This is a genomic window from Treponema phagedenis (genome assembly GCF_008153345.1).
In the GTDB taxonomy this organism is placed as follows: domain Bacteria; phylum Spirochaetota; class Spirochaetia; order Treponematales; family Treponemataceae; genus Treponema; species Treponema phagedenis.
Genome location: NZ_CP042818.1, coordinates 3,176,835 through 3,201,096, shown reverse-complemented (window position 1 = coordinate 3,201,096; position 24,262 = coordinate 3,176,835). Strand labels below are relative to the sequence as shown.

General features: G+C 39.8%; 17 protein-coding genes, 1 tRNA gene and 1 rRNA gene. 1 reads left to right on the top strand and 18 read right to left on the bottom strand.

The genetic code is table 11. The annotated features are described in order from the left end of the window. Positions 1-127: 127 nt before the first annotated feature. The 14 genes from FUT79_RS14105 to FUT79_RS14040 form a co-directional block, all read right to left on the bottom strand. Positions 128-201: transfer RNA gene (locus FUT79_RS14105), tRNA-Ala, on the bottom strand. 135 nt (positions 202-336) lie between these two features. Continuing rightward, positions 337-1,885: ribosomal RNA gene (locus tag FUT79_RS14100) — 16S ribosomal RNA — on the bottom strand. Positions 1,886-2,965: 1,080 nt separating this feature from the next. After that, positions 2,966-3,688, bottom strand: a complete 723-nt coding sequence (locus FUT79_RS14095) for a tRNA threonylcarbamoyladenosine dehydratase (protein ID WP_002698901.1) — start codon at positions 3,686-3,688, stop codon at positions 2,966-2,968. A gap of 11 nt (positions 3,689-3,699) precedes the next feature. Further along, the gene (locus FUT79_RS14090) at positions 3,700-4,755 is read right to left on the bottom strand and encodes an MraY family glycosyltransferase (protein WP_044634500.1); all 1,056 of its coding nucleotides are present in this window, start codon (positions 4,753-4,755) and stop codon (positions 3,700-3,702) included. Between the two features lie 488 nt (positions 4,756-5,243). Next, a complete protein-coding gene (locus FUT79_RS14085; RefSeq protein ID WP_024752730.1) occupies positions 5,244-6,311 on the bottom strand; it encodes an ABC transporter ATP-binding protein in 1,068 nt (355 codons plus the stop codon). 15 nt (positions 6,312-6,326) lie between these two features. Then, on the bottom strand, positions 6,327-8,012 hold the full coding sequence (locus FUT79_RS14080; RefSeq protein ID WP_024752731.1) for an ABC transporter permease: 1,686 nt from the start codon (positions 8,010-8,012) through the stop codon (positions 6,327-6,329). Continuing rightward, entirely contained in the window at positions 8,009-9,112 is a 1,104-nt protein-coding gene (locus FUT79_RS14075) for an ABC transporter ATP-binding protein (RefSeq protein WP_002698891.1), read from the bottom strand. The genes FUT79_RS14080 and FUT79_RS14075 overlap by 4 nt, the downstream gene beginning before the upstream one ends. Before the next feature lie 188 nt (positions 9,113-9,300). After that, positions 9,301-10,308 (bottom strand): ABC transporter substrate-binding protein, encoded by a 1,008-nt coding sequence (locus FUT79_RS14070; protein ID WP_024752732.1) that lies wholly within the window; start codon positions 10,306-10,308, stop codon positions 9,301-9,303. A 69-nt stretch (positions 10,309-10,377) separates the two neighbouring features. After that, a complete protein-coding gene (locus FUT79_RS14065; protein WP_024752733.1) occupies positions 10,378-11,424 on the bottom strand; it encodes a response regulator transcription factor in 1,047 nt (348 codons plus the stop codon). 898 nt (positions 11,425-12,322) lie between these two features. Then, entirely contained in the window at positions 12,323-14,170 is a 1,848-nt protein-coding gene (locus FUT79_RS14060; protein ID WP_024752734.1) for a methyl-accepting chemotaxis protein, read from the bottom strand. Positions 14,171-14,396: 226 nt separating this feature from the next. Next, a complete protein-coding gene (gene purN / locus FUT79_RS14055; RefSeq protein WP_002698883.1) occupies positions 14,397-15,011 on the bottom strand; it encodes a phosphoribosylglycinamide formyltransferase in 615 nt (204 codons plus the stop codon). Next, positions 15,008-16,033, bottom strand: a complete 1,026-nt coding sequence (gene purM, locus FUT79_RS14050; protein WP_044634499.1) for a phosphoribosylformylglycinamidine cyclo-ligase — start codon at positions 16,031-16,033, stop codon at positions 15,008-15,010. The genes purN and purM overlap by 4 nt, the downstream gene beginning before the upstream one ends. 60 nt (positions 16,034-16,093) lie before the next feature. Next, positions 16,094-16,711: a hypothetical protein gene (locus FUT79_RS14045; protein ID WP_002698879.1), complete on the bottom strand. Its 618-nt coding sequence runs from the start codon at positions 16,709-16,711 to the stop codon at positions 16,094-16,096. A gap of 56 nt (positions 16,712-16,767) precedes the next feature. After that, positions 16,768-17,511 (bottom strand): YebC/PmpR family DNA-binding transcriptional regulator, encoded by a 744-nt coding sequence (locus FUT79_RS14040; RefSeq protein ID WP_024752736.1) that lies wholly within the window; start codon positions 17,509-17,511, stop codon positions 16,768-16,770. Positions 17,512-17,724: 213 nt separating this feature from the next. Here FUT79_RS14040 and FUT79_RS14035 point away from each other — a divergent pair, with 213 nt between their 5' ends. Next, complete coding sequence (locus FUT79_RS14035) at positions 17,725-18,375, top strand: helix-turn-helix domain-containing protein (RefSeq protein WP_052335730.1); 651 nt, start codon at positions 17,725-17,727, stop codon at positions 18,373-18,375. Between the two features lie 209 nt (positions 18,376-18,584). On the opposite strand, the gene FUT79_RS14030 is transcribed toward FUT79_RS14035, so the two are convergent. From FUT79_RS14030 to FUT79_RS14015, 4 genes are all read right to left on the bottom strand, one after another. Beyond that, the gene (locus FUT79_RS14030) at positions 18,585-19,535 is read right to left on the bottom strand and encodes a DMT family transporter (RefSeq protein ID WP_002695807.1); all 951 of its coding nucleotides are present in this window, start codon (positions 19,533-19,535) and stop codon (positions 18,585-18,587) included. Positions 19,536-19,970: 435 nt separating this feature from the next. Then, positions 19,971-22,358, bottom strand: coding sequence for a TIGR03545 family protein (locus FUT79_RS14025; protein ID WP_024752739.1), 2,388 nt, complete (start codon positions 22,356-22,358; stop codon positions 19,971-19,973). Then, complete coding sequence (locus FUT79_RS14020) at positions 22,348-22,878, bottom strand: TIGR03546 family protein (RefSeq protein ID WP_002695801.1); 531 nt, start codon at positions 22,876-22,878, stop codon at positions 22,348-22,350. The genes FUT79_RS14025 and FUT79_RS14020 overlap by 11 nt, the downstream gene beginning before the upstream one ends. A 524-nt stretch (positions 22,879-23,402) precedes the next feature. Next, positions 23,403-24,191, bottom strand: coding sequence for an AraC family transcriptional regulator (locus FUT79_RS14015; protein WP_244951105.1), 789 nt, complete (start codon positions 24,189-24,191; stop codon positions 23,403-23,405). Positions 24,192-24,262: the final 71 nt, after the last annotated feature.

Below are 24,262 nucleotides of genomic sequence, written 5' to 3'. Positions count from 1 at the left end.
TCGCCAAAAAGATAAGTGTACACGCTCTTTTATTTGATTTTCGTTTTCTTCCCTTCCCTATCCGTGTCAAAGACCTTGCTCCGATAAATACAAGTATAAACCGGAAAAAGCATTATTCATGCTTTTATGGAGATAAGGGGATTTGAACCCCTGACCTACGGCTTGCAAAGCCGCCGCTCTAGCCAGCTGAGCTATATCCCCTTCTCTAGCAGACTTATATAAACAAAGGGAAAAGGAAAGAAAGAAGCGCATAGTTTTAAGAGTATAGACTTTGTGTACTTCAAAGTCTTTTTATTGAAGCAGGATATACTGCTTCGTGTTCTACCTTTCTCTTAGAAAGGAGGTGATCCAGCCGCACCTTCCGGTACGGCTACCTTGTTACGACTTCACCCTCCTTGCCAAACATACCTTCGGCACCGCCCTCCCTTACGGGTTAGACTGGCGACTTCGGGTACCCTCAACTCGGATGGTGTGACGGGCGGTGTGTACAAGGCCCGGGAACGTATTCACCGCACCGTGCTGATGTGCGATTACTAGCGATTCCAACTTCATGAAGTCGAGTTTCAGACTTCAATCCGAACTACGATTGCTTTTTTGCGATTTGCTTAACCTCACAGTCTCGCTTCACTTTGTAGCAACCATTGTAGCACGTGTGTAGCCCTGGACATAAGGGCCATGATGACTTGACGTCATCCCCACCTTCCTCCGATTTGTCATCGGCAGTTCCGCCAGAGTCCTCAGCGTTACCTGTTAGCAACTGACAGTAGGGGTTGCGCTCGTTGCGGGACTTAACCCAACACCTCACGGCACGAGCTGACGACAGCCATGCAGCACCTGTCAAAAGCCGTATTGCTACGCTACCATATCTCTATAATATTGCTTTTGATGTCAAACCCAGGTAAGATTCCTCGCGTATCATCGAATTAAACCACATGCTCCACCGCTTGTGCGGGCCCCCGTCAATTCCTTTGAGTTTCACCCTTGCGGGCATACTCCCCAGGCGGTACACTTATTGCGTTTGCGCCGGCACTGAAGCTCTTGCCCCAACACCTAGTGTACATCGTTTACTGTGTGGACTACCAGGGTATCTAATCCTGTTTGCTCCCCACACCTTCGCACCTCAGCGTCAATCATCGGCCAGAAACCCGCCTTCGCCACCGGTGTTCTTCCAAATATCTACAGATTCCACCCCTACACTTGGAATTCCGGTTTCCCCTCCGTGATTCAAGACTGGCAGTACCCAATGCAATTCTCAAGTTAAGCTTGAGTATTTCACATCAGGCTTACCAACCCGCCTGCGTGCCCTTTACGCCCAATAATTCCGAACAACGCTCGCCCCTTACGTGTTACCGCGGCTGCTGGCACGTAATTAGCCGGGGCTTATTCGCTCGACTACCGTCATCAAGGACGCATTCCCTCATCCTCTTATTCTTCATCGGCAAAAGAACTTTACAACCTTTCGGCCTTCTTCGTCCACGCGGCGTCGCTCCGTCAGACTTCCGTCCATTGCGGAATATTCTTAGCTGCTGCCTCCCGTAGGAGTTTGGGCCGTATCTCAGTCCCAATGTGTCCGTCCACCCTCTCAGGCCGGATACCCATCGTCGCCTTGGTAAGCCGTTACCTCACCAACAAGCATAATGGGACGCGGGCTCATCCTCAAGCAAGGCCGTAGCCTCCTTTCCTTATACGGCTTTATCCGTATAAGCGTATTCGGTATTACCTCCTATTTCTAGGAGCTATCCCCATCTTAAGGGCAGATCACCCACGCGTTACTCACCAGTCCGCCACTCTAGGGGAGAAGCAAGCTCCTCCCTTGCCGTTCGACTTGCATGCTTAAGACGCGCCGCCAGCGTTCGTTCTGAGCCAGGATCAAACTCTCCATTATTATATTTCAAACTCTCCTATTGCTAAGAGAGCCTGATTTTACCAATAATTAAAGAGTATCCTTAACCTTATTTTAAGGAACCCTGTAGCAAAAGCTTTCACTTTTACTACTCTTTATTTCATTCTTAATCGTAAAACGCTTCTCTTACCAAAGCTTTTGCCTTGGCTTATTCTTTTCTTTCCCTTCCCTCTATCTGTCAAATATCATTACTCGCCATCCGGATGTGTAATCGCAGTCAGCGAGAAGCGAATAAGACTATATCACAGCTCTCATTCTTTTGTCAAGAGTTCTTTCATTCTTTTTTTAAGTTTTTTTAAAAGATTTGAATTCTGTTCTCGTATGCTTTGTTAAGCTTGACAAGCTGTCGTTTGTTGTTGACAGCTTGATGAAGATACCAAAACCGTACACTTTTGTCAACTACCTAAATACACTTTTTTGCAGAAAAATAAAAAAGTTATACCGGCTGCTATACCGTTCTATAATTTACTTGCCAGTATACTAATTAGAGCATCGGCGGACGGCTTGTGGTTCAGTAGCCCTATGGTAAATTGCCCACCGCTCCTCAATTCCAAACGATGTTTTGCCTGAGCGTCTCAGCTAACAGGCAAAACTCGTTGGCGAACCAAAGGTAGAAGTTTCAAAGGTTCGCCCTATGGTAAGTTTACTCACCGTTGCGCCGTGTCGGAATCTTTCTATAATAGAAGCTTTAAAACTCACAGGTTTGGTTTTGCTAAGGACGGCAAAATCAGAACAATGTAAAACGATGTTTAAAAACTACCACACCGACATAAATAGGAGTTTTTAAACTCGCAGCACTGATTTAATCAAGAACACTAAAAATCAGGGCGTGGCGGTGGTTCCAAGCAGACGGTTTAGTTTTTGCCACGGACGGCAAAATCAGAACGGGCACGGGACGCCCGTGGTTCCACGCAGAATTGAGTTTGAAAACTACCGCATTTGTATAAATAGGAGTTTTCAAACTCACAGGTTTGGTTTTGACAAGGACGTCAAAACCAAACCGTCGTGTCGGAATCATTTTTTATGATTTGTATTAAATGAATTAAAAAACTAATTGTGTTATTAAAAATCGTTATGCGACATGCTCCCGCAAATGTCCCGTATCACTTCGCCGGCGATCAAAAGGCCGGCAACCGAGGGAACCCACGAAACAGAAGCGGGAGGGCGCCGCGAAACAAGCGGTTTTTCAGTTGAGTAAAGCACTTTCAGTTTTGCAACTTTTCTCGTCCGCAGTTCCCGCCGCATAACCTTACAAAGCGGGCATGTATCGGTTTTGTAAATATCGGCAAAGCAAAAAGCGGATGCATCAAGCTTATTCCCGCAGCCCATTGCCGCGATAATCGGAATTTGCCGTTTTTCAGCTTCTGCGGCAAGCGCAATTTTTGCGGAGACAGTGTCGATTGCATCAACGATATAATCAACAGAATTCCAAAAAGGGAACGCATCAATGCTCCCATCGGAAGAAGGAAGAATAAATTGATGTATCGGCACAACCGAACACAGCGGATTGATGTCTTTAATTCTTTGTTCCCAAGCCTCGGTTTTTGCCTGACCGATTGATGAATGCACGGCAATAAGCTGTCTGTTTATATTAGATTCCTGAATATAATCGCCGTCCACAATATACAGTGTGCCGATACCCGCCCGTGCAAGCCCTTCGACAACAAAGCCGCCGACTCCGCCAAGACCAAACACGGCAACAGAAGCAGAAAAAAGTTTTTTCATTCCGCCCTCTCCAAGTAATGGAAGAGAACGGGAAAACTGCTCACTATTCTCAGCTGTCATTTAAAGCCTGTTTATCGTAATTTGAATAAAAGCCCAAGCACCGCAATTGTAATAAGTAATTGAATAATCATAAACTTGATTTGCACCTGCATCGGAGACCATTTTCTGCTTTTTCGCATATGGTCATGTAACGGAAATCGAATGCTGCTAAAAATTTTTATATGAAAGAACCGCAGCATAACTATTTTCAGTAAGCCCGTTCCCCCGTTTATTAAAATAACGCTGCTGGTCATCAACAATAAAAACGGATTTCCCGAAACAAGCACCAATACGCCGATAAAAAACCCAAGAGCGCGGGAGCCGGCATCGCCCATCAACACCGAACTCGGAAAAGCATTATGCCATAAATAACCCATCAAAACTCCCGAAAGACTAAAACTGAGCAACGCCCACTGCGCCCCGTCTTGAATAAACGGAATTAAAAGGTACTCAGAGACCTTGATATTTCCTAAAAGAAAGTAAAAAACCACTCCAAGAGACAAAAGAGCCATGAGCACCAACGTGCTTGAAAGCCCGTCAACACCGTCGGTACAGTTTGTAGTATTTATTGATGTCCATACTATAATGGTAGAAATAATAAAAAAAACTACCGGATGAACCGAAACCTGCCCGGTTATAAAAGGCACCCAATAGGAAACCTTATCATGAAAATAAAAATGATACAAAACAATAGTTGTAGCAATCGATAATAAGAAATCCAACGCTCCTTTTTTATATTCTCCCCAAGAAGAAACCGCTTTATCATCAAGATACCCGGTAAGCATTGCCAGCCATGTTAAAATCAGAACCACAATTTGGGTAACGGAAGGAATAATCAAAATAAAAATCATCAACACAAAAACGCTGATAAAAACAACCCCGCCGCCTGTCGGTTTTCCGGCAGCCGCTTCGGGGGTCAACGTAAATTCCCGCCCCCGATCTTTCGGCAAAAAGCGGTACATTTTAGGCAATATTAAAGCGGTCAAACAAAAACCAAGATACAGTGAAATACCGATCAGCACGGTAAACGATTGAAATAAACGCAAAGGTCCAAAATATACATGGAAATGCGACAGTAAATAGAGCATTTATGGATTATATCAAGTATTCAAAAACGGAGCAAGTAAGATTAAAATTTCTGTATAAAGAACAGCCGAGTATAACCTTCTTTTGACATCTCAATGATATTTTAATTCATTACAACACTATAAATCGTAAAAATTTTTATAAAAAAGAGTCCGACACAACGGTTTAGTTTTTGCCGTCCATGGCAAAAACTAAACCACGAGTTTTAAAGCTTTACAATCTGTCTTGCTTTAAAACGTCGCTTCTGCGTGGAGCCACCGCCGTCCGTGGCGGTTCTGATTTTGACAACGGCAAGCAAACTTACCATAGGGATGCTGAAATCCGCAGCACCTCTTTGTTGATACTCCGAGTTTTATAACAGGAAGTTAATTACAAAACGCTATACCACAACTCTTAATCGTAAGTACAGAGCTTACTTCAATTGAACCCGAACAGTATGCAAAATCATTCTTTTGCATACTGTTCGGGTATTAATCTTTGGCGTTACGAATTATTCGGCATCTCTTTCATACCATAATACATTGTTGAATTTGATTTTACATTTTTCATTTTCCCGTGCGATACTTTTGTGCCTCGGTTTTTGAATACGAATGTCAACATCTCCTACGCGGACAAGATAATCAACAATTGATCCGAGGTATGTTCTTCGGGTAACGATGCCTGAAATTCCGTCTTCAGAGTCGGGGATAAAATCAATTTCTCCCGGACGGCATGCGAGGTTATATAATTTACTCTTGTCTTCAGGGATCTGTTTAGCATGTATTATTCCCGCCTCTTTTGCATTTCTTATGCTAATAGAGCCTTGCTCAATATCTACCGGAATGAAATTTGATAAGCCGATAAAACTGAAAACAAAACTGTTTTTAGGCTTGTTGTAAATGTTTAACGGTGTATCTATTTGTTGCACCACTCCGTTTTTCATTACCAGAATTCTGTCGGATAATGCCATTGCTTCCGCTTGGTCATGGGTTACATAAATAATTGTAAACTGAAATTTTTTTTGCAATTCTTTAATTTCAAAACGCATTTCTTCTCGTAAATGCGGATCCAAGTTTGAAAGCGGTTCGTCTAAAAGCATCACCTTCGGATTTATCGCAACCGCTCGCGCGAGAGCTATTCGCTGCTGTTGACCGCCGGAAAGTTTACCCGGGTATAAATCAGCTTCTTTTTCCAGTCCGGTTACCTTAAGCGCATCTTGCACTCGAGTTTTGATTTCTTCTTTAGCGTATTTTCCGATTTTTAAAGGAAACGCAACGTTTTCCCATACGGTAATATGCGGCCAAACCGCAAACGCTTGAAACACCATTCCGAAATTTCGCTGCTCGGGCGGAATATATTTTTTTGTAATACTTGAGGAGTAGATTTCACCGTCTACGCTCAACTCTCCTTTATCAAGGTCTTCAAAACCTGCAATCATTCGCAAAGTAGTTGTCTTGCCACAACCCGAAGGCCCTAAAAATGAAAAACACTCTCCGTGATTTACTTCAAGATTCAGTTTGTTGACCGCAATTACTTCACCGAATTTTTTTGTTACATCAATCAGTTTTAATGTTGCCATATTTCCTCCCCGTTATTATTGCCGACGTTCTAATTTTGACAGGAGTGTTCGTATTGAAAATTCTCCAATAAAAATAATCAGCAGCGCAACACTTGCCAAAGCCGCTGCGCGAACAGTTTCTCCGTCTTCGTTTAATGCGTAAATTGCAACTCCTATTGTTCTGGTTGTAGGGCCATATAATAGAACCGAGGTTGTGAGCTCTCGTAATGCGGGCAAAAAGATTAAGAAAAAAGCACTTATCATTCCGGGACGTATGAGCGGAATAACTATGTTTTTTAATGTTTGCCAATGAGTTGCTCCGCATGATCTTGAGGCCTCTTCAAGCGAATCCGAAACCTGTTCCAATGCCGCCGAGTTTGATTTCAAGGCAAATGCCATGTATCGGGCAATATACGCGACAAAGATAATCCATGCAGTATTATAAATATTTATACCGAATTTGCCTGACCAGACAAGAATACAGCCAAGCGCGATAACCGTTCCGGGCAAGGAAAATGGCAGCACGCCCAGGAATTCAAGAATAAATTTTCCCCTCACCTTCATTTTGACAATGACGTATGAAATCATTACACCCGCCAACATAGTAACAAAAGCCGCACTTATAGAAAGATATAAGCTATTCCATATTGCATCTTTGGTAAGCTTCCATTTAAATATTTCTATATAATTGAGCCATGTCATGTTTTCAGCTTTGAACGGAAGCCCGTATGTTTTTAATCCTCCGATTAAAAATATAGTAACAGTCGGTAAAACAACGGTAATAAGAATATAGACAATACTGATTATCAGTAAAGGAATTTTTAATCCGCGTAATTTTAATACAACAGGGCGCATGCTTTTTCCCGCAATAATTTGAAATCTGCCTTTTTTCAGAATCATGTTTTGAGCCTTTAAAATGATAGCAGCGGCAATAACCAGTATCATCGATAAAATAGTTCCCGTTCTGATCGCCTCAAAGCTTCCCGCCGATGCATAGATTCTTTCATAAATTTTTGTGGGTATGTTATAAATACCTTTTTCAGTTCCGAGAATGGCGGGAACTCCGAAGTGCGCAAGAGAATACAAACAAACCAGCAGCGCTCCGGCAACAATGCTCGGCATCACAAGAGGTAAGGTTATTTTTCGAGTGATGGTAAATAATCCTGCCCCGGAAATTCTTGCCGACTCTTCCAGTGTCGGATCCATCCGCTCCAAAGCACCCGATACCTGTAAAAAAACAAAGGGGAAAAGATACATTGTCTCAATTGCAATAATTCCTCCCAAAGACATGATATCGATAGGCGCTTTTTCAAGATTGAACACACCCATCAGCATTTTGTTCAGATATCCGGCACGCGGTGATAATAACACCTTCCATGCCATCGCACAAATAAAAGAAGGCAGCATGAACGGAACCATAAATAAAGCTTTCATAAGCTTTTTAAACGGGAGATCTGTTCTTGCAATGAGCCAAGCAAAAAACACTCCTATAATAGTAGATGTGATAGTTGTTCCGATAGCTATTACTAAGGAATTTTTCAGCGCCTGATACGTATCTGCGGAGTGAAGGATTTCCAATACGCCTTTAATATTCAGTTGCCCGTCCTTAAACAAAGCAGTAGTAAAAATAAGCAATACGGGTACTGCAACAATGATCACTAATACCAATATTGAAAATACTAAGGCAAGCTCAGCTACACCGATTTTTTTAACCTTTATCATGCTTCCACCTCCTTTACAGCAGCGTCATCGGGAAACCATACTATTGAATTAAAAGAGCAAAAACACTTTTCACCCTCTTCAAAAATTAATTCATTTTTTATAGCATCTTCGGTTTGAATTTGCGCACGGATAATTACCCCTTCAAGCTCAACCGCATAATCAATAATAGGACCAAGCAAACTTTTTCTGATAATTGTGCCTCTTACCGATCCGGAGGATCTGTCAAGGTTTACATCCATCGGTCTAAATGCGGCTAATACGGTTGCATTCGCCGCAAGTTCTTCCGAACATCCTTCCGTCGGTATGAATTCTTTGTTTGTATGATAAAACAGGATTTTATCGCCCGCATGTTTAAAGCGAATATAATTTGCAACCCCCAAAAATCCGAACCCGAATACATTTACCGGATGTTCAAACACTTGCTCAGGAGTGTCAATTTGACAAAAACTTCCGGATGAGTCCATAATCGCAATCCTGTCTGAAATTGCCAATGCAACTTCTTGATCATGTGTAACATATAAAATAGTACTGTTAATTTTTTTCTGTAAAGCTTTTATTTCAAAACGCATTTCTTCCCGCAAGTTTGCGTCAAGATTAGTAAGCGGCTCATCAAGAAGGAGCAATGAGCTTTCCGCAACGATGGCGCGCGCAAGAGCTACTCGTTGCTGTTGTCCGCCGGAAAGCTGATACGGTAATCTTTTTTCGAGTCCGGTAAGGTTTACCAAATCAATTGCTTTTTGTATTCGTTGCTTTCGTGCATCCGCAGGAACTTTTTGCATTTCCAGCGGATATGCAACATTTTGCTTTACCGTTTTATGCGGCCATACCGCATAGTCTTGAAAAACAACCCCTAGTTTTCTTTCCTCCGGCGGCAGAGAAAACCCTTTATCGCCATCCGCAACTACCTGGTCATTTATAATAATTTGCCCTGAATCGGGAACTTCAAATCCTGCAATAAGCCGCAAAATTACTGTTTTGCCGCATCCCGAAGGACCTAAAATCGTAAAGCATTCACCTGCTTTAATAACAAAACTTAAATCCTTGAGTACCTGCTTTTTATCAAATCTCTTTGAGACATTTTTAAACGTAATACCGTCCATTTTGTACTCCTATAAAAATATTTAAGGAATTCGTAAAATTCCGAAAACCGTTTTTTGCTTTTGTAAGACAGGTAAAACCCATATCTTACAAATCGCTCATCAAGTCGATAGTTCGCAAAAAAATTAGCGCGAAGCTCGGCTGACCAAATATATACCGTTTCCGAAACAGAGAAACGGTATATCTGTTTTTAACGCTGATTCATAAGCGCGGTAAATCTTTTGATCACCTCTTCTTTTTCTCGAATAAGTTTTTGGTAATCAAAGGGAAATGCTCGCTGTGTTGCAGCCTCTGGATGAAGCAGCCCTAAATCTTCACGTACCGGAATGTTTTCTTTAATAGGAAGCGTATACGCATCTGCGACAATTTTTTGTCCTTCATCGGATAAAAGAAAGTCAATAAATATTTTTGCCGAATCTTCATTTTGTGTATCTTTCATTATTGCAATAGGACTGGGAACAACCAACATTTCTTGGGGATACGCAAATCCGAGGGTTGCGCCTTTTACAATTTTATCGATAGTGATATAGTCCACTGCAATGCACGCGGAAATATCACCGGAAGCGGTGTCGTCTACTACCTGCCCGGAACCTTGCCCCATTTTTGCTCCGTTTGCTTTTAGCTGCTCAATATAATCCCAACCAAGATTTTCAATAAGCATTGCAAGCGAAACCAGCGATGTCCCTGAAAGGGCAGGATTTGCCATTGCAAATCCGTTCTTGTATTCAGGCTTTAATAAGTCCTGCCAAGATGCGGGCGGTGTTTTAATCTTATTGGTATTATATGCAATACCCAATGTCCCCAATCGTGCAGGGGTAAAATAACCTTCCGGATCTTTTAACGGACTGACAATCTTTCCTGATTCCGGCGAAACATACGGAAGTAAGACTCCTTCCGCTTTAAGCTGCATAAAATCAGGCACTTCACTTGTCCATAGCACATCGCAGGCAATGCGTCCTGACTGACGCTCTGCAGCAATTTTTGCCATGAGCTTTCCCGCTCCGGCGGAGTAATAGTCAAAGTTGATATCGGGATATTTTTGTGAAAATTCATCTCGAACCTTTCCGATAATAGACTCTTTCATGGAAGTATAAACCATTAAAGATTTTTTTTCCTGCCCACCGGAATCGCTTCCGCAGCTTAATAATGACATCGCTGCAACGCATGCAACACAGAATAAAACTATTCTTTTTTTCATCTTTTAACCTCCAAAATAGATGTATATACTCTATTTTTGGACGGCTTTTCTTGTTTTGCAATAAGTACTTTAGTACTTTACTGTTTTTTTTGCTTCCATGATTAAAGAATTGATACGCTGGCAAGCTTCTACACGTCCGGTAACACCAAGTTTTTTATACAAACGCGAGGTATAGTTTTTTATTGTTTGTTCTTTTAGATTGAGTTTGTATGCAATTTCCTTACCCGTCGAACCCTGACAAATAAGCTCAAGAATTATGTACTCTCTTTTAGAAAGATTAAAATTCTTTAAGCAGTCAAAAAACAATTCCCGCTCTTGTGCTTGCAGTTTCTCTTGCCGCTGTTTTCTTTGCAAATAATAAAGCAAAATGAGTACACCAAGAAGAAAAAGAAATAAATAAAGAGAAACATGTGAGTAAAGAATAAAGCCTATAATCGGTCTGTCTATGCTTACAATTGCCAATGCATTGTTTTGCTCTTTGGAATCAGAAACAGAAAAAACCGTATGGTATGAAAATCCCTTATACCAACCCGATGGTTTTGCAGGGAGAGGTTTTTCATCACTTAAGTCGGAAGGGAAAAGGATTGCGCGAGTATTTACATCTAAAATAAGAACTTTACCCATATATTTTAATTTTTCAGAAAGATTGAGTATGTATTCGGTATTAACATAAAAGCAAAGAATCCCGATAGGCAGATTTGATCTATAATTTTTGATAAGCCGTAAACCGGCTAAATGATTATCCGCAGTATACCAAAAAAATCTACCGTTTAAATCTTTTGCCTTATCGCGAACAAAAGGAGTTCTCATAATCTGTATTTCATTAAAACTTAAATCCTCCCGCACGGTAAGAGCCTTCTTTTTAACATCGTTAAGAGGAAAAAAAATTACATCACGTACAAAGGGATTTTTTTGAATAATACCTTCGGTGAAGGTGCTGAATTCGGTATTCCATTTACTCACCTGATAGACTTCATCCGAGTTGATGTACTCTTCAAAGGTTCTATTTAAAGCTTTATTTGCCAAAACCTGAAAACTGTACGATTCAATTTCATTTAACTGATATAATAAAAAAGAAAACTCTTTTTGCAGCTTTTGATTTTTCTTTTGACGCAAACGCGCCGACAGCAAGAAGACAGATAAAAGAACAAGGCAGATTATCAGTAAAGTTGATATAAGGCGTTTTAAAATTTTATCATTGAATCTATATAAAATTCTAAAAGCTAGCATAGTACATATTATGGTATACGGATTTTATAATCTAATCAAGCCTGATTTCAAGGCATATACATAAGCAAGATACAGCCGGCCTGCTTTGCAATACCGATGTCAAACAACAGCTAAAAAACTACTGTGATGTTTTTTTTGTATGATTTAATGGAGTTTTAAATCATATAACTAATTGCAAATCATAAAAAAGAGTCCGACACGGCGCAACGGTGGGTAAACTTACCATAGGGCGAAGTTTTGAAAATTTACTGTAACTTCGCCTACGAGTTTTAAAGCTTCAATTTTACAGTTTTATATTGATGCTTTAAAACATCGTTTGAAATTTGGCAGCGGCGAGCAGTTTACCATAGGAATGCGTAAATCCGCAGCACCTCTTTGTTGATACTCCGATTTTTATAACAGGAAGTTAATTACAAAACCCTACACGAGTTTTGCCTGTTTACGCTGGAGAGTCCAGGCAAAACATCGTTCGGAATTTAGCAACGGTGAGTAATTTACCATAGTAGGCTGAATCCTCAGGCCGCTATGGTTAATGCTCCGATTAGTATAATGGCAACGATACTTAAAATCCTTAAAAACTTCTATCGGTGCTTTGTATTCCAAAGATTTCCATGGAATATTATTTCTGTAATTGACTGCCGAAATAATCTCGAATTCTTTTACGATGTTTTTTAAACTATCGTTATACAATGACTTACAAAAACTCACTGAGCATCTCTAAATGCAATCAAGTTTTTTACAAATATCCCTTGTTTTTCAGCAAATATAGATGCTGTTCAACGAGTTATATTTTCAAAGTGTCCAAGTAGACCATTACCGCTGATGTGGCGCTTTTATTTTCTTCGCTTAATATCATTATATCTTTTACCACATTGCTGATTTGACCTGCTCCCTCATTAATTTTTTTCATATTACCTTCTACAATTGTTGCTCCGTCGGCAAGCCGATGCATCTCCGATGTTACTTCGGTATTCCCTTGTAACATTTCACCGGAACTCATTTTAACCGAATGCGTAATTTGGGTAATTTCTTTTATTGCGGATAAAATCTGTGTGCTTCCGGCAGACTGTTCATTCAGCGCATGCATAACTTCATTACTTCTGTCACTGACTATTTTTAAAACCTGCATTATTTGGGCAAAATGTTTTTCCACTGCTGATGCCGATACGGAAAGAGCGTCTATTTTTTGCTGTAATCCTTTAAGAACAGCAGTGATGCTTTTACCTTGGCCGCCCGATTCTTCTGCAAGCTTTCTGATTTCATCCGCAACAACGGCAAAACCTTTTCCCGATTCTCCCGCATGAGCCGCTTCAATTGCAGCATTCATTGCTAAGAGGTTTGTTTGACTTGCGATGTTTTGAATAACCGTTATGGCCTCCAAAAGCCCTGCGGATTCCTCGGTTATTTGCTGTACAAAATTGTACGCCTCACGCACCGAAACCTGTCCGGCGTCTGCAACAGTATTTAACTCATCGATGTTTTCAATGTTTGTGCTGAGCATTCCGGTGATAGAGTTTATATTGGCAACAAGTTCCTCAACCGCCGACGAGGATTCACTTACTGCGCCCGCTTGCGTTTCAATATCTTTATCAAGAGACTCAATGTTTTTTGCAATGTTGGCAAGAGTTTTTCTTGCTTCCATAATTGCATCTGTTTGAGTTTTTATTGTATAGCCGATATCGGATATGTTTCCAAGCATTCTTCCCACCGTTTTTGATGTTGTATCCATATCGATCGAAAGCTTTTGCGCAACTGTATCAGATTTGCTGACAGCATCATGTAAATCGGTTAAAAATACTTTATTGAATGCTAAAAAATTATTAAAGTTACGAGTAAGAATACCTACTTCGTCCCTACTTGCTATCGACTCAGGCTCCAGACGATAATTACCTAAAGACACTTCTTCTATTTTTGTAAGAATAGGTTTTAAATCCGTCAGCGTACTGCGAACAATGGCAATTATATTTAAACTTGACATAAATATCGCGTATACAAAGAAGGGGAGTGTTCTTGCCACCTTAATTCCAAGACTAAGCTGTTCTGCGTCGGAAATAAGCGGAGCCGTTACAACAAAACTTACTGCCAAACATGAAACTATCGAAACCATTGCAATGCGGGCAGCCATACTTAATTTACTTTCTTGAGCAAGCGGAACAAATGAACACCATTCTTCAAAAACGCGAATTGTGCTGACAGCAAAAAGCGCTCCCGGCAAAAGAATATTTCCGGTAGCTAATGCGTAGTATGGCAAGAAAATATTCAAATTATTGATAACCCCTATTTCAGCGGAAAGAAATATCGGAACAGTAAAAGCTGTCACCAACGGAATCCCCACAGTAAGCCGCTCGTATAGACTAACAGCTCTGCTTGCGGCTTCATGATCTTGCATATAGTTAATAATCTGCTTAAGTAAAAATTTTCGTTTAAGAATCGGAGCGGCTATCAATACTATAAACATTATAATACAGGAAATAGAGGTAAGCCCTTGCGTAACCAAGGCATTGTCCGCAATACCGCCAATATAAAGCGCGATAATCGTTATCGGTATCCATGCAAGGTGTGCCAAAAGGTCAAAAACCAAAATTTTGACTGGAATGTCAGAGTTAAAGTCAGAATCTTTTGAAGTGTACACGTTAAAACTCCTTAAAATAAATATAAATAGACTAATATCGAACAATAGGTTTGATTAGGAGAGACTTTCCTTCACTTATTTAACTGTTTTAATCTAAAAAGTCAGGTATCAAAAATAAAGCAGGTTTAATCCCATAATCTATATAAAACTATTATGCCAAAAAGAAACAAGGGGGAATCCAAGTCTAAAAACGCCCGTGTTTATTTTTGGGAGTATCCTTTTTGTTTCAAATAATTTTTGTTTTTCTTCCCTCAACGTTTAGTTTTCCTTCACAAAAAAGAGCAACCGCTTTTACCAGTATTTCATGTTCGACTGCCAAAACCCGCTGTGCAAGGCTTTCTGCGGTATCGTTTTGCATAACTTCCACTGTTTTTTGCAGGATAATTGCTCCGGTGTCCATTCCTTCATCAACAAAGTGAACGGTTGCGCCGCTGACCTTTGCACCGTAGTCCAGTACCGCCTTATGGACATGCTCGCCGTAAAACCCCTTTCCGCAAAACGAGGGAATGAGCGATGGGTGAATATTGATGATTTTATTTTTATACCGGCTGATAATTTTTGACTCAATTTTTCTAATCCAACCAGCCAAAACAATCAGATCAACCGCGTATTTATCAAAAACTTCCAGCAGTTTTTCAGCATACGCAGTATTCGGAATTCCTTTTGGAGATAAAAACACGGCCGGGATTCCGTGCTTTTTCGCACGCTCAAGTCCGTACGCAGTCTCTTTGTTGGAAATTACCAAAACAATTTTCCCCGCAATTTGCTTGTTTTCCGCGGCGTCAATTAAGCTTTGTAAATTAGTGCCTCCGCCGGAGATAAGCACCGCAATGTTTTTCATAAGCGAATTGTTCCCGAGCCGGAAGCAATTTCTCCTATTCGATAGCAGCGTTCGTTTTTTGAGCGAAGGAAGTCCGCAATTGCTTCCGCCTCATCTTGCGGCGCCGCGAAAACCATACCGATCCCCATGTTGAAAGTATTGTACATCTCGCTTGTTTCAACCTCGCCCCATTGTTGCAAAAGAGAAAATATCTTCGGAATCGGCACTTTTGAAATATCCAATACAGCATCGGTGTTTTTGGGAAGCATGCGCGGAACATTTTCGTATAAGCCTCCACCGGTAATATGACTTACTCCTTTTATCGAAAATTTTTCGATAAGCTCAAGCATCGGGTGCACATAAATGCGGGTCGGTTTTAACAGTTCCTCGCCGAGCGTCGTGCCGAGCTCTTCATTAAATGAGTTCACCTTAAAGCCCATCTTTTCAAAGACTATCTTTCTTACTAATGAAAATCCGTTGCTGTGCAAACCGGAAGAAGGCAAGGCAAAAAGAATATCTCCCGGCTGAATTGTTGAGCCGTCTATAATTTTATTTTTTGAAACAACGCCTACACAAAATCCCGCCACATCGTAATGCTTTTTTGCATACATCCCCGGCATTTCAGCGGTTTCTCCGCCAATGAGCGCACAATCAGCCTTTAAACAACCTTCGGCAATTGAGGCAACAATCTCGGCAAGTTTTTCCGGAATCAATTTATCACAAGCAATATAGTCCAAAAAAAACAGGGGCTTTGCACCCTGACAGAGAACATCGTTAACGCACATTGCAACTAAGTCTTCCCCAATCGTGGAATGATTATTTGTTTCGATTGCAATTAACAGTTTAGTTCCTACCCCATCCGTTCCCGAAACAAGCACGGGATCGGGGTATTTTTCGGTATCAAGTTTAAACAACGCCCCAAAACCGCCTATGCCGGACAGTACCTGCGGAGAATGCGTTTTTTTTACAATGTTTTTGATAAGTGCAACTTCTTGATAGCCGGCATCCTTATCAACACCGGAATCTTTATATGTCAGTCCCATAATCACTCTCCTTGAGCAGCGAATAGTTTAAATGCGTAACGCGGCATTTTGCCTATACTTTTAGTTGGTTATAAAATACAGTAAAAGTGCGACAAGACAAAGCCCCAGCATAAGCCCGCCGTATATATACGGTGAATACATAAAAAACCAAAAGCATAGAACAAGAGCACCAAGTCCGCAAAAAACCAAAAATATAATAACAGCTATCAGATATTCTATAATAACGAGTCCGAAACTTTCAAGCACAAGCCTAAGTATTGCTTCAAAAACATACAAAGAAGCGGCAAAAGAGAGAATCATAAGCACAAGCGGCGTGAGTACCGGCAAATCAGTGTTGTTATATAAATACGAAAAAAACACAGCCGTATACACACCGAATAAACACGAAGAACTTGTTATCAATGTTTCGGAGTCAAAAGAATGATGGATTCCTAAATAGATCGGAAGACAAATAAGACAAGGAAAAAAGAAATACAGAAAAAAGAATCTACCCCATTGACTTAACAGGCTTGCAGCGTAAGGATCAAAATTCTCGATGAAAAATGAACGGATAAAAAGCATAACCGTCGCGAGTAGGATTCCAAGCAAAAAAGCAAGAATTTTGGGACCTTTATCGCCATACACTGAAATCGAAGCAAAAAAAATAAGCGGTAAACAAAAAACCAATAATACAGTCATAAAAATATCGGGTAGTTAAAAGTCAAAAAGATACCTGTAAAGGTATCTTTTTAGGTTTATTCATCCATTTCAAAATCATCAGGAACGTCAATATTACTGTAAACGTTTTGTACATCATCATCTTCTTCTATACGGTCAATCATTTTTAATACTTTACGCGTTGTTTCCGCATCAAGAGACATGCAAGTGTCCGGAACCATTGAAATTTCAGCAGAAACGGATTCAAGCCCTTTAGTTTGTAATGCTTCAAGAACAGTTTCAAAATCATTTGGATCGGTTGTTACGGTAATAATTCCGCCCTCATTTTGAATATCTTCAGCGCCTGCCTCCAAAGCAGCATCCATAACGGCTTCTTCGCTAGCTACTTCCGCATCATATTCAATGACGCCTTTTCGATTAAACATATATGCAACAGAACCGGTGGAACCAAGGTTGCCTCCGTTTTTGGAAAAGAGATTACGCACATTTGCAGCTGCTCTGTTTTTATTATCAGTTAATACTTCTACCAAAATAGCAACCCCGCCGGGCGCATAGCCTTCGTAGATAAGCTCTTCATAATTTGAACCGCCCAATTCTCCGGTTCCCTTTTTAATCGCTCTTTCAATATTATCTTTTGGCATATTTGCCGCACGAGCTTTCAGAATTGCCGTTCTCAATCGGGGGTTTGCCGCAGGATCCCCGCCGCCCATTCGTGCGGCAATAGAAATTTCTTTGATAAATTTAGTAAACATTTGCCCGCGTTTGGCATCCGCAGCACCTTTTGCATGTTTAATTGTTGCCCATTTACTATGTCCTGACATGAATATCTCCTTCAAAAAATATAAAAACGATATTAGCTATAATTAAGTTGACTTGAGACTTGCATAATAACAAGAAAAAACGGGAATGTCAATAAACGCTTTTAGCAGTGTCTTTAATCTGTGATAATTTCACCCCTATAAGTTTTCAATAAATATTTCACCCCTATATTTTACCGAGGTGAAATTATTGACTTATTACATTACACTGGAGGAATGAAATTATTTATGAGCATTGATCAAATTACACGAGGACATGTTATCGCCAACTGCTTAGAAGGGAGATGTACGGTACAACAGGCTGCGCTTCGATTAAACCTTTCACGAAGACGCGTACAGCAATTAAAAAAGGCGTTCAAAGAAAAGGGTTTAGCAGCAATGCTGCATGGCAACAGTCAGCGTCCCTCTGCAAAGAAGACCTCGAAAGAAATTGAGCAGCGATTACTTGCGCTGCGAAGCGATCCCGCATTGTCAAAAAGCAATTTTTTGCATTTTCATGAAATAGTAACTGAAGAATATCAATTGCAGCTGTCATATTCGACTCTGCGCCGTATTCTGTTATCACATGGAATTTATTCACCAAAGAAAAGACGAACACGAAAGAAGGTGCATAAAACGCGCAATAGAAGAGCTTGCTTCGGAGAGCTGTTGCAAGTGGACGCAACCCCGTTTCCTTGGTTCGGCGGGAAAGAAAAATCCGCATTACATGCTTTTATTGATGATGCACGCGGAATGATTACCGGTCTTTATTTATGCAAAAACGAGTGCCTGCGAGTTTTAAAGCTCCAATTTTACAATTTTGTATTGATACTTTTAAACATCGGTTACCTTTGTCCTGTTTTTGACATCTGTGGAAGTTTGCCATAGGAATGCTTAAATCCGCAAGTCCTTATTGTTGATACTCCGATTTTTATAACGAAACTTAATTAGAAAACGCTGCACTAACCAATTACAGAAGCAGCATCCCTCGGAAATCCTTTGGATACAAAACACCGATAGAAGTTTTTATGGGTTATGTGCATCTCTTCCAGCTAACCTGGCAATTCAGGTTCCAACAACAGTCTGAAAAAGTCTTTTCAAGTTTTGCCGAGCTTCTTTTTCATATTTAATATGTAGGAGCCCACTATTACAAACACCATTCCGATTAATAGCCGAAGGGTAAATTCTTCACCCAATATAATAATTGAAAGTAAACTGCCGAAAATCGGTACAAACAATTTATAAATGCCGAACTCTCCCGAGCTATGATACCTTAAAACTATTGTCCATATCGTAAAAGATGTGGCAGAAATAAATCCTCCGTATACTAGCATAAGAATTGCGCTAACGTTAAATATCAGAGGACTGTAATGCATTACATATCCTATTATCAATAGCGGGATTGAACCCAGTATAAATTGCACCGTGTTTAATAAAAACGGATTTTGACTTCTTCCGTGTTTTCTGACAAGTACGGTGCACAAGGCGTTGACAATAGTTGCAATTAAAACAGCGCCTTCCCCGCGTAATGTCATCGAAAAACTGCTGCCTTGCTTAGAATTGACGATCACAATTCCTAAGGTTCCGATCACTAAGGCTAAAACTTTATTAAGCGTTATTTTTTCTTCCTTCATTAATACCCTTGAAATGATAACCACAAAAAAAGCGTTTGAAGCTTGTAGAATTGCGGATTTTACACCCGCAGTATTTGAAACACCGATATAGTAAAAAATATATTGGACAGTGATCTGTATGAAAGGGAGAAAGAGTATAAATTTAAAATTTATGTCTTTGAGTATTATTTTTTCTTTGTTCAAGGTTGTTAAGTAAAAAAATGCGATTAGTCCCGCAAGAAAAAACCGAATACCGGCTATTAATATTTTTGCTCCTGTATCATCCATCTGTATATTAAGTGTTATGTATGTTGATTTTATTAAGGGAATTGCACTCCCCCATAAAAGCATCGCAAACAAACTTAATACAATCGCAAACGTTTTATTTTTAAAAAATCTTTCCATAACGGTTGTGTAAAAATCTCCTTGCAGCATAAAAGTAAACTATCATTAATCAAAGTTATTGCAGTATAGCCTTTTTAAGTTTATTTTTCTATTGATAGCATCTTCCTGACAGAGTTCATGCCGTGAAAAAATAAGCGAGTGCAGCATTTTGATACCTGTATGAAAAAGAGCGCAGGTTTGGTTTTGACATCCGTGTCAAAAACCAAACCTGCCAGTTTTAAAGCTTCTATTATAGAAAGAGTCCGACACGGCGCAACGGTGGGCAATTTACCATAGTGATGCTTGTGATAAGGGATTTGTCAGGTCTTAGTCCTGCCGATTTATGCTTCGCATTAAGAGGCTTACCGCCTCTTAGATCTCGGGAGAATAAAATCATGCGGTATAATTTTTATGCTGTAAGGTTGCTGTCCTTCCGTTCAATATTTTGTATAAAAGCTCGGGCAGCACCCCGAAGACGTTTGTGTTTTAGAATCCAAATCCCTTAAAGATATCCTTAACATTGTCCTTCACATTATCTTTGACATTAGCATCAATCGTTTCTTTTAGTTTTCTTGCACCAAGATCTTTAATTTGTTTTTCCGCCTCTGCTCTTTTTTCTGCTAAGATTCTTTTGTAATCTCGAAAATCGTTTATGATTTTTTTAACCGTGTCTGCCGTTTGTGTGAATTTTGCAATTTCTTCTTTATAAATTTCTCTTTGCTCATTAAGCCATTTTTCACCTTGTTTGATAAGCTCTGCCTTCAGTTTTTCAACTTGACGGAAGAATTCTTTTTGTAGGGCAACCGCAATTTGCTCATCTACATCGGTATCGACATCAAGATCAAACAGCTTACGGTCTTTTATTGTCAGGGTGGTTTTAACATTTATTGTTTTTATTCCGTCTAAAACATTTTGGTATATTTCTGAAACAAAGGCCGGCTCAAAATCATCTACTTTTAAAACACTGTTTCTGATTCCCATATTTGCGCTAACAACAACATCTTGTTTTTTAGAAATATTGACTTCCGCCCCCGTTTTTAAAATTCCGTCAAGAGAAGGAACCGCCGTTGCGGGGGAGGGAATAGTAAAGTCAAGCCCTTCAAAACTTACCGCAACGTCAACAAGTTCCGGAGAGTATGAGCGCAAATCAATTATGCCGTCGGCGGTTTCTTGCATTTTTCCGTGCGTGGTTTTTAACATCAGCGATAACGGAAGTCCGAGTTTATCCGCATCATTGGTAATAGCTTTTGCGCCGCCCGCAACTGTAAACACATCTTTTTCGGGATGATGACCTGAAAGCGATATGTTTTTTATAACAACGGTGGGCATTGAGTTTTTTCCGAAAATAAAAGTTTTTCCCGGAAGCCGTTCCATCATTTTAGATTTTTCAGCAAACGTGAGTTCTTTTTGCTGTTTAGGATTTTTCTGGGAACTTTGCAGATATTCCATACCTTGTACATAGTAGGGATAATACTTTCCAAGTGCATTCATAATAAAAACGCGGATGAGGTCGCTTATCAGTTTTTTACTGGTATTAACATTGATTGATTTTATTTTTGCAGCGAGTTCTTTTACGTGATTAAAATCGCTTTTAATTGCATTGCCTGCATTTTTTCCAAGCCGCTCAACCGTTTTTGCATCTGCTTGTATATCTTTTGCAAGCCCTTCAACTAAGTCAAAATCGGATTTTCCGGTTTCCGCAACTTTACGGATAGTTTCTATGAGTTCCCTGAGTTTTGCAACATCGTTAATTTTCGTAACATCTATCGCAGATAATTTTTCAACCGCTTTAATAGTGTCTTCGACCTGCTTTTCTACCTTGTCCTTTGTCGTAATCCACTTGGTAACCATCGGATCAACCGAGTCTATTATTTCTTGTGTTATTGCGGGTATCTTAAAAGCATTTTTTTCGCGCTCTAAAATTTTACGCGGATCAACTTGGTTTTGAACAGCCTTTAATCCGCTATCAAAAGAAATTTCGTCTGTTACTTTTTTAACTTCTTTTTCTATAAGCGCAACAACCGGATTCGGCTTTTTATTCGGGTCAACCGGTTTTTGTTTTTTCGGCGGAAGCGCTCCCGAAGTTTTCCGCGGCGTATTCCATGTAAAGCCTTCAATCGCCATGTTCTCCGCTACAAATTTGCCGCGGCTTAATTCTAAAAGATTAAAATAAAAATCAATGTTTTGTATTTCAAACAGGTTTCGCATCGGCTGTTTTTTATTTGCAACCTTGTATCCTTGTATTCTAAAACGCGTATGCAGTAAATCAAAATCCACAAGACTTACTTCGCACTTTGCACCGAAGGCAGCCTCTGAACCGCCTACCACAATTTTACGCGCAATGAAGTTTCTAAAAAGATAAATAAAAAAGAGTACGGCAAACACGCAGGCAAGGGCGCCAAACACCGCAAGAAAATTCACCCGCCCTTTTTGACTTCCGATTTCTTTTGCAATCCGGTTTATACGTTTAAGCTGCGTTTTCTCATTAATACGGGTTTTGTCAAACTCATAGTACGTCCTATTTTTCTCATCAACGCTTTGTACGATAAAACCCTGAATAAATTCTCTGTCCGCGGGAACATAAATTTTTTTATAAATTTTACGCTTGAGTGCCCGCGCCGTATACTTTTTTTTGAAAATCTTTTTTACCTTCTCAAGTTTTTTAGCTTCTTTTGCTGCTTTTTTTTCTGCGCGTGCGGCGAGCTTTGCGGCCTTCTCAGGAGAGATGTTTTTTGCGGCAGCTTTTTCAGTATCAGGATTACCGGCTTCAATAACATCTTGAATCTTTGCGGTATTTTCTACAGACTCTTTTTTTAGAAGCTCTTCACCCGCTGTATCGGTGTTGGTTATATCGTTATCGTTATTATTTGTCATAGAATTTTTCCTTTAACTCTGAAATTTTTACTAAGTGTTTAAGCAGCGGTATTTTTGAGATAAACCCTGAGCCTTTGATATCGGAAACAGAAGGCTGCATGTGTTTTCTATATTTACCTACAAGAAAACGGGTCAACATATAGCAGGGAACATAAAGAATAAGCCCTAAAACGATACCTCCCGCAACCATCGTATTTGAAAGTTTAAACAAAGCTATAAACGGTGTATTTTCAAGCAGAATAAAACAGGGACGCAGGAACTGAAGCGGAACAATAAAAAAACCTATTCGGTTAATTAAAACATCTAAAAACGGAGTTAGAAAACCGAGTAAAATAAACGAAATAAAAAAAGCACCCGTGTTTACTCGGATAAAAAATGTAAAAAAGAATAGAAAAACAAATGTTAAATTATCCTTTGGCAGTATTGCTAAAAACAGTCCTAAGGCAACCGCATGTGCAATATCGCCCGGATGGTTATTTGCATTGATAGATTTAAAAAATGAGGCTACATATTGGATCATCGATAATTCTCCTTTAAAAGAACAGTTGTGCCGACTTTTTGGCGATAGTCTATATTGTAATATCTTTAGTATTGGACATAGTTTCAGACAGTTTTTTATACTATTGTAGCGGTTTTTTTGATAACTCGATTATTTTTCTTACTACATTTTATACAAATCATAAAAAATTTTATAATTTTGTATTGATGCTTTTAAACATCATTTGAATTTGTTCTGAGTTTTGCCGTCCGTGTCAAAAACCAAACCTGCCAGTTTTAAAGCTTTCTGTTACAAAAATAAGTCCGACACGACGCAAGGGCGAAGTTTTGAAAATTTACTTTAACTTCGCCTACGAGTTTTAAAGATTCAATTTTATAGTTTTGTGTTGATGCTTTAAAACATCGTTTGGAATTTTGCAACGGCGAGTAAACTTACCATAGTGATGCTTAAATCCGCACGCCGTTATTGTTAATACCGCGATTAGTACAATAGCACCTTAATTGCAAAACGCTATATTATTGGTTTGCATACTCTTTCATACAGTATTATTGTATAAAAGTTTGCCGGTATTCCGAAGGCGTTTGCGTTTCATGCCGGCGGAATATTTTGCAAAATGAAGAGTGGTCATGAAAACCGCAGAGGGCGGCAATATCTGTTATACTGTAGTTTGAATATTGCAGCATGTTTTTTGCCGCTTCAATCCTTAGTATGGTAATATAGGTTTTAGGAGAAACTCCTGTAAACTCTTTTATTATTTTATACAAATAGGTGCGGTCAATCCCTATTTCCGCACTTATCTGATTTACATTGATATCACGCATATAGTTGTAACGTATATAATTAAGAGCCTTTGAAAAATAGTTATCTTTAAAATCTTGCGATGCTTTTGTAGGCTGTTTTTTAAAGCAGGAAAAAAATAAATAACACCAACCTTGTAATTCCATTTGCGATAAGCTTTGCTGTTGAAAATACGGCAAGGCTGTTTGCAAGAACTGTTCCAACCTGATAGGATCCTCCGCCGAAACAATGTACCTACTTTCATCGGAAAAAAAAGAATCGATTAATATATCGGATTCTTCTCCGTCAAATGAAAACCAAATATACTCCCAAGGATCTTTTGTATCTGCTGCATAAAAGCTTATCTCTTTCGGTCGTATTAAGAACGCTTGATTTTTTTCAACCGGTATGACGGAACCTTTTACTTGATACGACCCTTTGCCGCTAATCACAATGTGTACCAGATAATGTGCTCGTATTGCAGGACCGAAAAAATGCCCGCTGCCGCATTTTTCATATCCGGAATAGTAGAACTGCAACCCGCTTTTTTCTTTCATCCGCACACTCCTGTTTACACTGTCAAATTCTTTATAAAACCCGAATCGCTTTGCAGAAATTTCTCTTCCCT

Coding starts and splice junctions, on each gene's coding strand:
- FUT79_RS14030 (WP_002695807.1), bottom strand. CDS start 19,535: ATGCTGCAAGGAGATTTTTACACAACCGTTATGGAAAGATTTTTTAAA.
- FUT79_RS14085 (WP_024752730.1), bottom strand. CDS start 6,311: ATGGCAACATTAAAACTGATTGATGTAACAAAAAAATTCGGTGAAGTA.
- purM (WP_044634499.1), bottom strand. CDS start 16,033: ATGGGACTGACATATAAAGATTCCGGTGTTGATAAGGATGCCGGCTAT.
- FUT79_RS14045 (WP_002698879.1), bottom strand. CDS start 16,711: ATGACTGTATTATTGGTTTTTTGTTTACCGCTTATTTTTTTTGCTTCG.
- FUT79_RS14090 (WP_044634500.1), bottom strand. CDS start 4,755: ATGCTCTATTTACTGTCGCATTTCCATGTATATTTTGGACCTTTGCGT.
- FUT79_RS14040 (WP_024752736.1), bottom strand. CDS start 17,511: ATGTCAGGACATAGTAAATGGGCAACAATTAAACATGCAAAAGGTGCT.
- FUT79_RS14095 (WP_002698901.1), bottom strand. CDS start 3,688: ATGACAGCTGAGAATAGTGAGCAGTTTTCCCGTTCTCTTCCATTACTT.
- FUT79_RS14080 (WP_024752731.1), bottom strand. CDS start 8,012: ATGATAAAGGTTAAAAAAATCGGTGTAGCTGAGCTTGCCTTAGTATTT.
- purN (WP_002698883.1), bottom strand. CDS start 15,011: ATGAAAAACATTGCGGTGCTTATCTCCGGCGGAGGCACTAATTTACAA.
- FUT79_RS14035 (WP_052335730.1), top strand. CDS start 17,725: ATGAAATTATTTATGAGCATTGATCAAATTACACGAGGACATGTTATC.
- FUT79_RS14020 (WP_002695801.1), bottom strand. CDS start 22,878: ATGATCCAATATGTAGCCTCATTTTTTAAATCTATCAATGCAAATAAC.
- FUT79_RS14015 (WP_244951105.1), bottom strand. CDS start 24,191: ATGAAAGAAAAAAGCGGGTTGCAGTTCTACTATTCCGGATATGAAAAA.
- FUT79_RS14025 (WP_024752739.1), bottom strand. CDS start 22,358: ATGACAAATAATAACGATAACGATATAACCAACACCGATACAGCGGGT.
- FUT79_RS14070 (WP_024752732.1), bottom strand. CDS start 10,308: ATGAAAAAAAGAATAGTTTTATTCTGTGTTGCATGCGTTGCAGCGATG.
- FUT79_RS14075 (WP_002698891.1), bottom strand. CDS start 9,112: ATGGACGGTATTACGTTTAAAAATGTCTCAAAGAGATTTGATAAAAAG.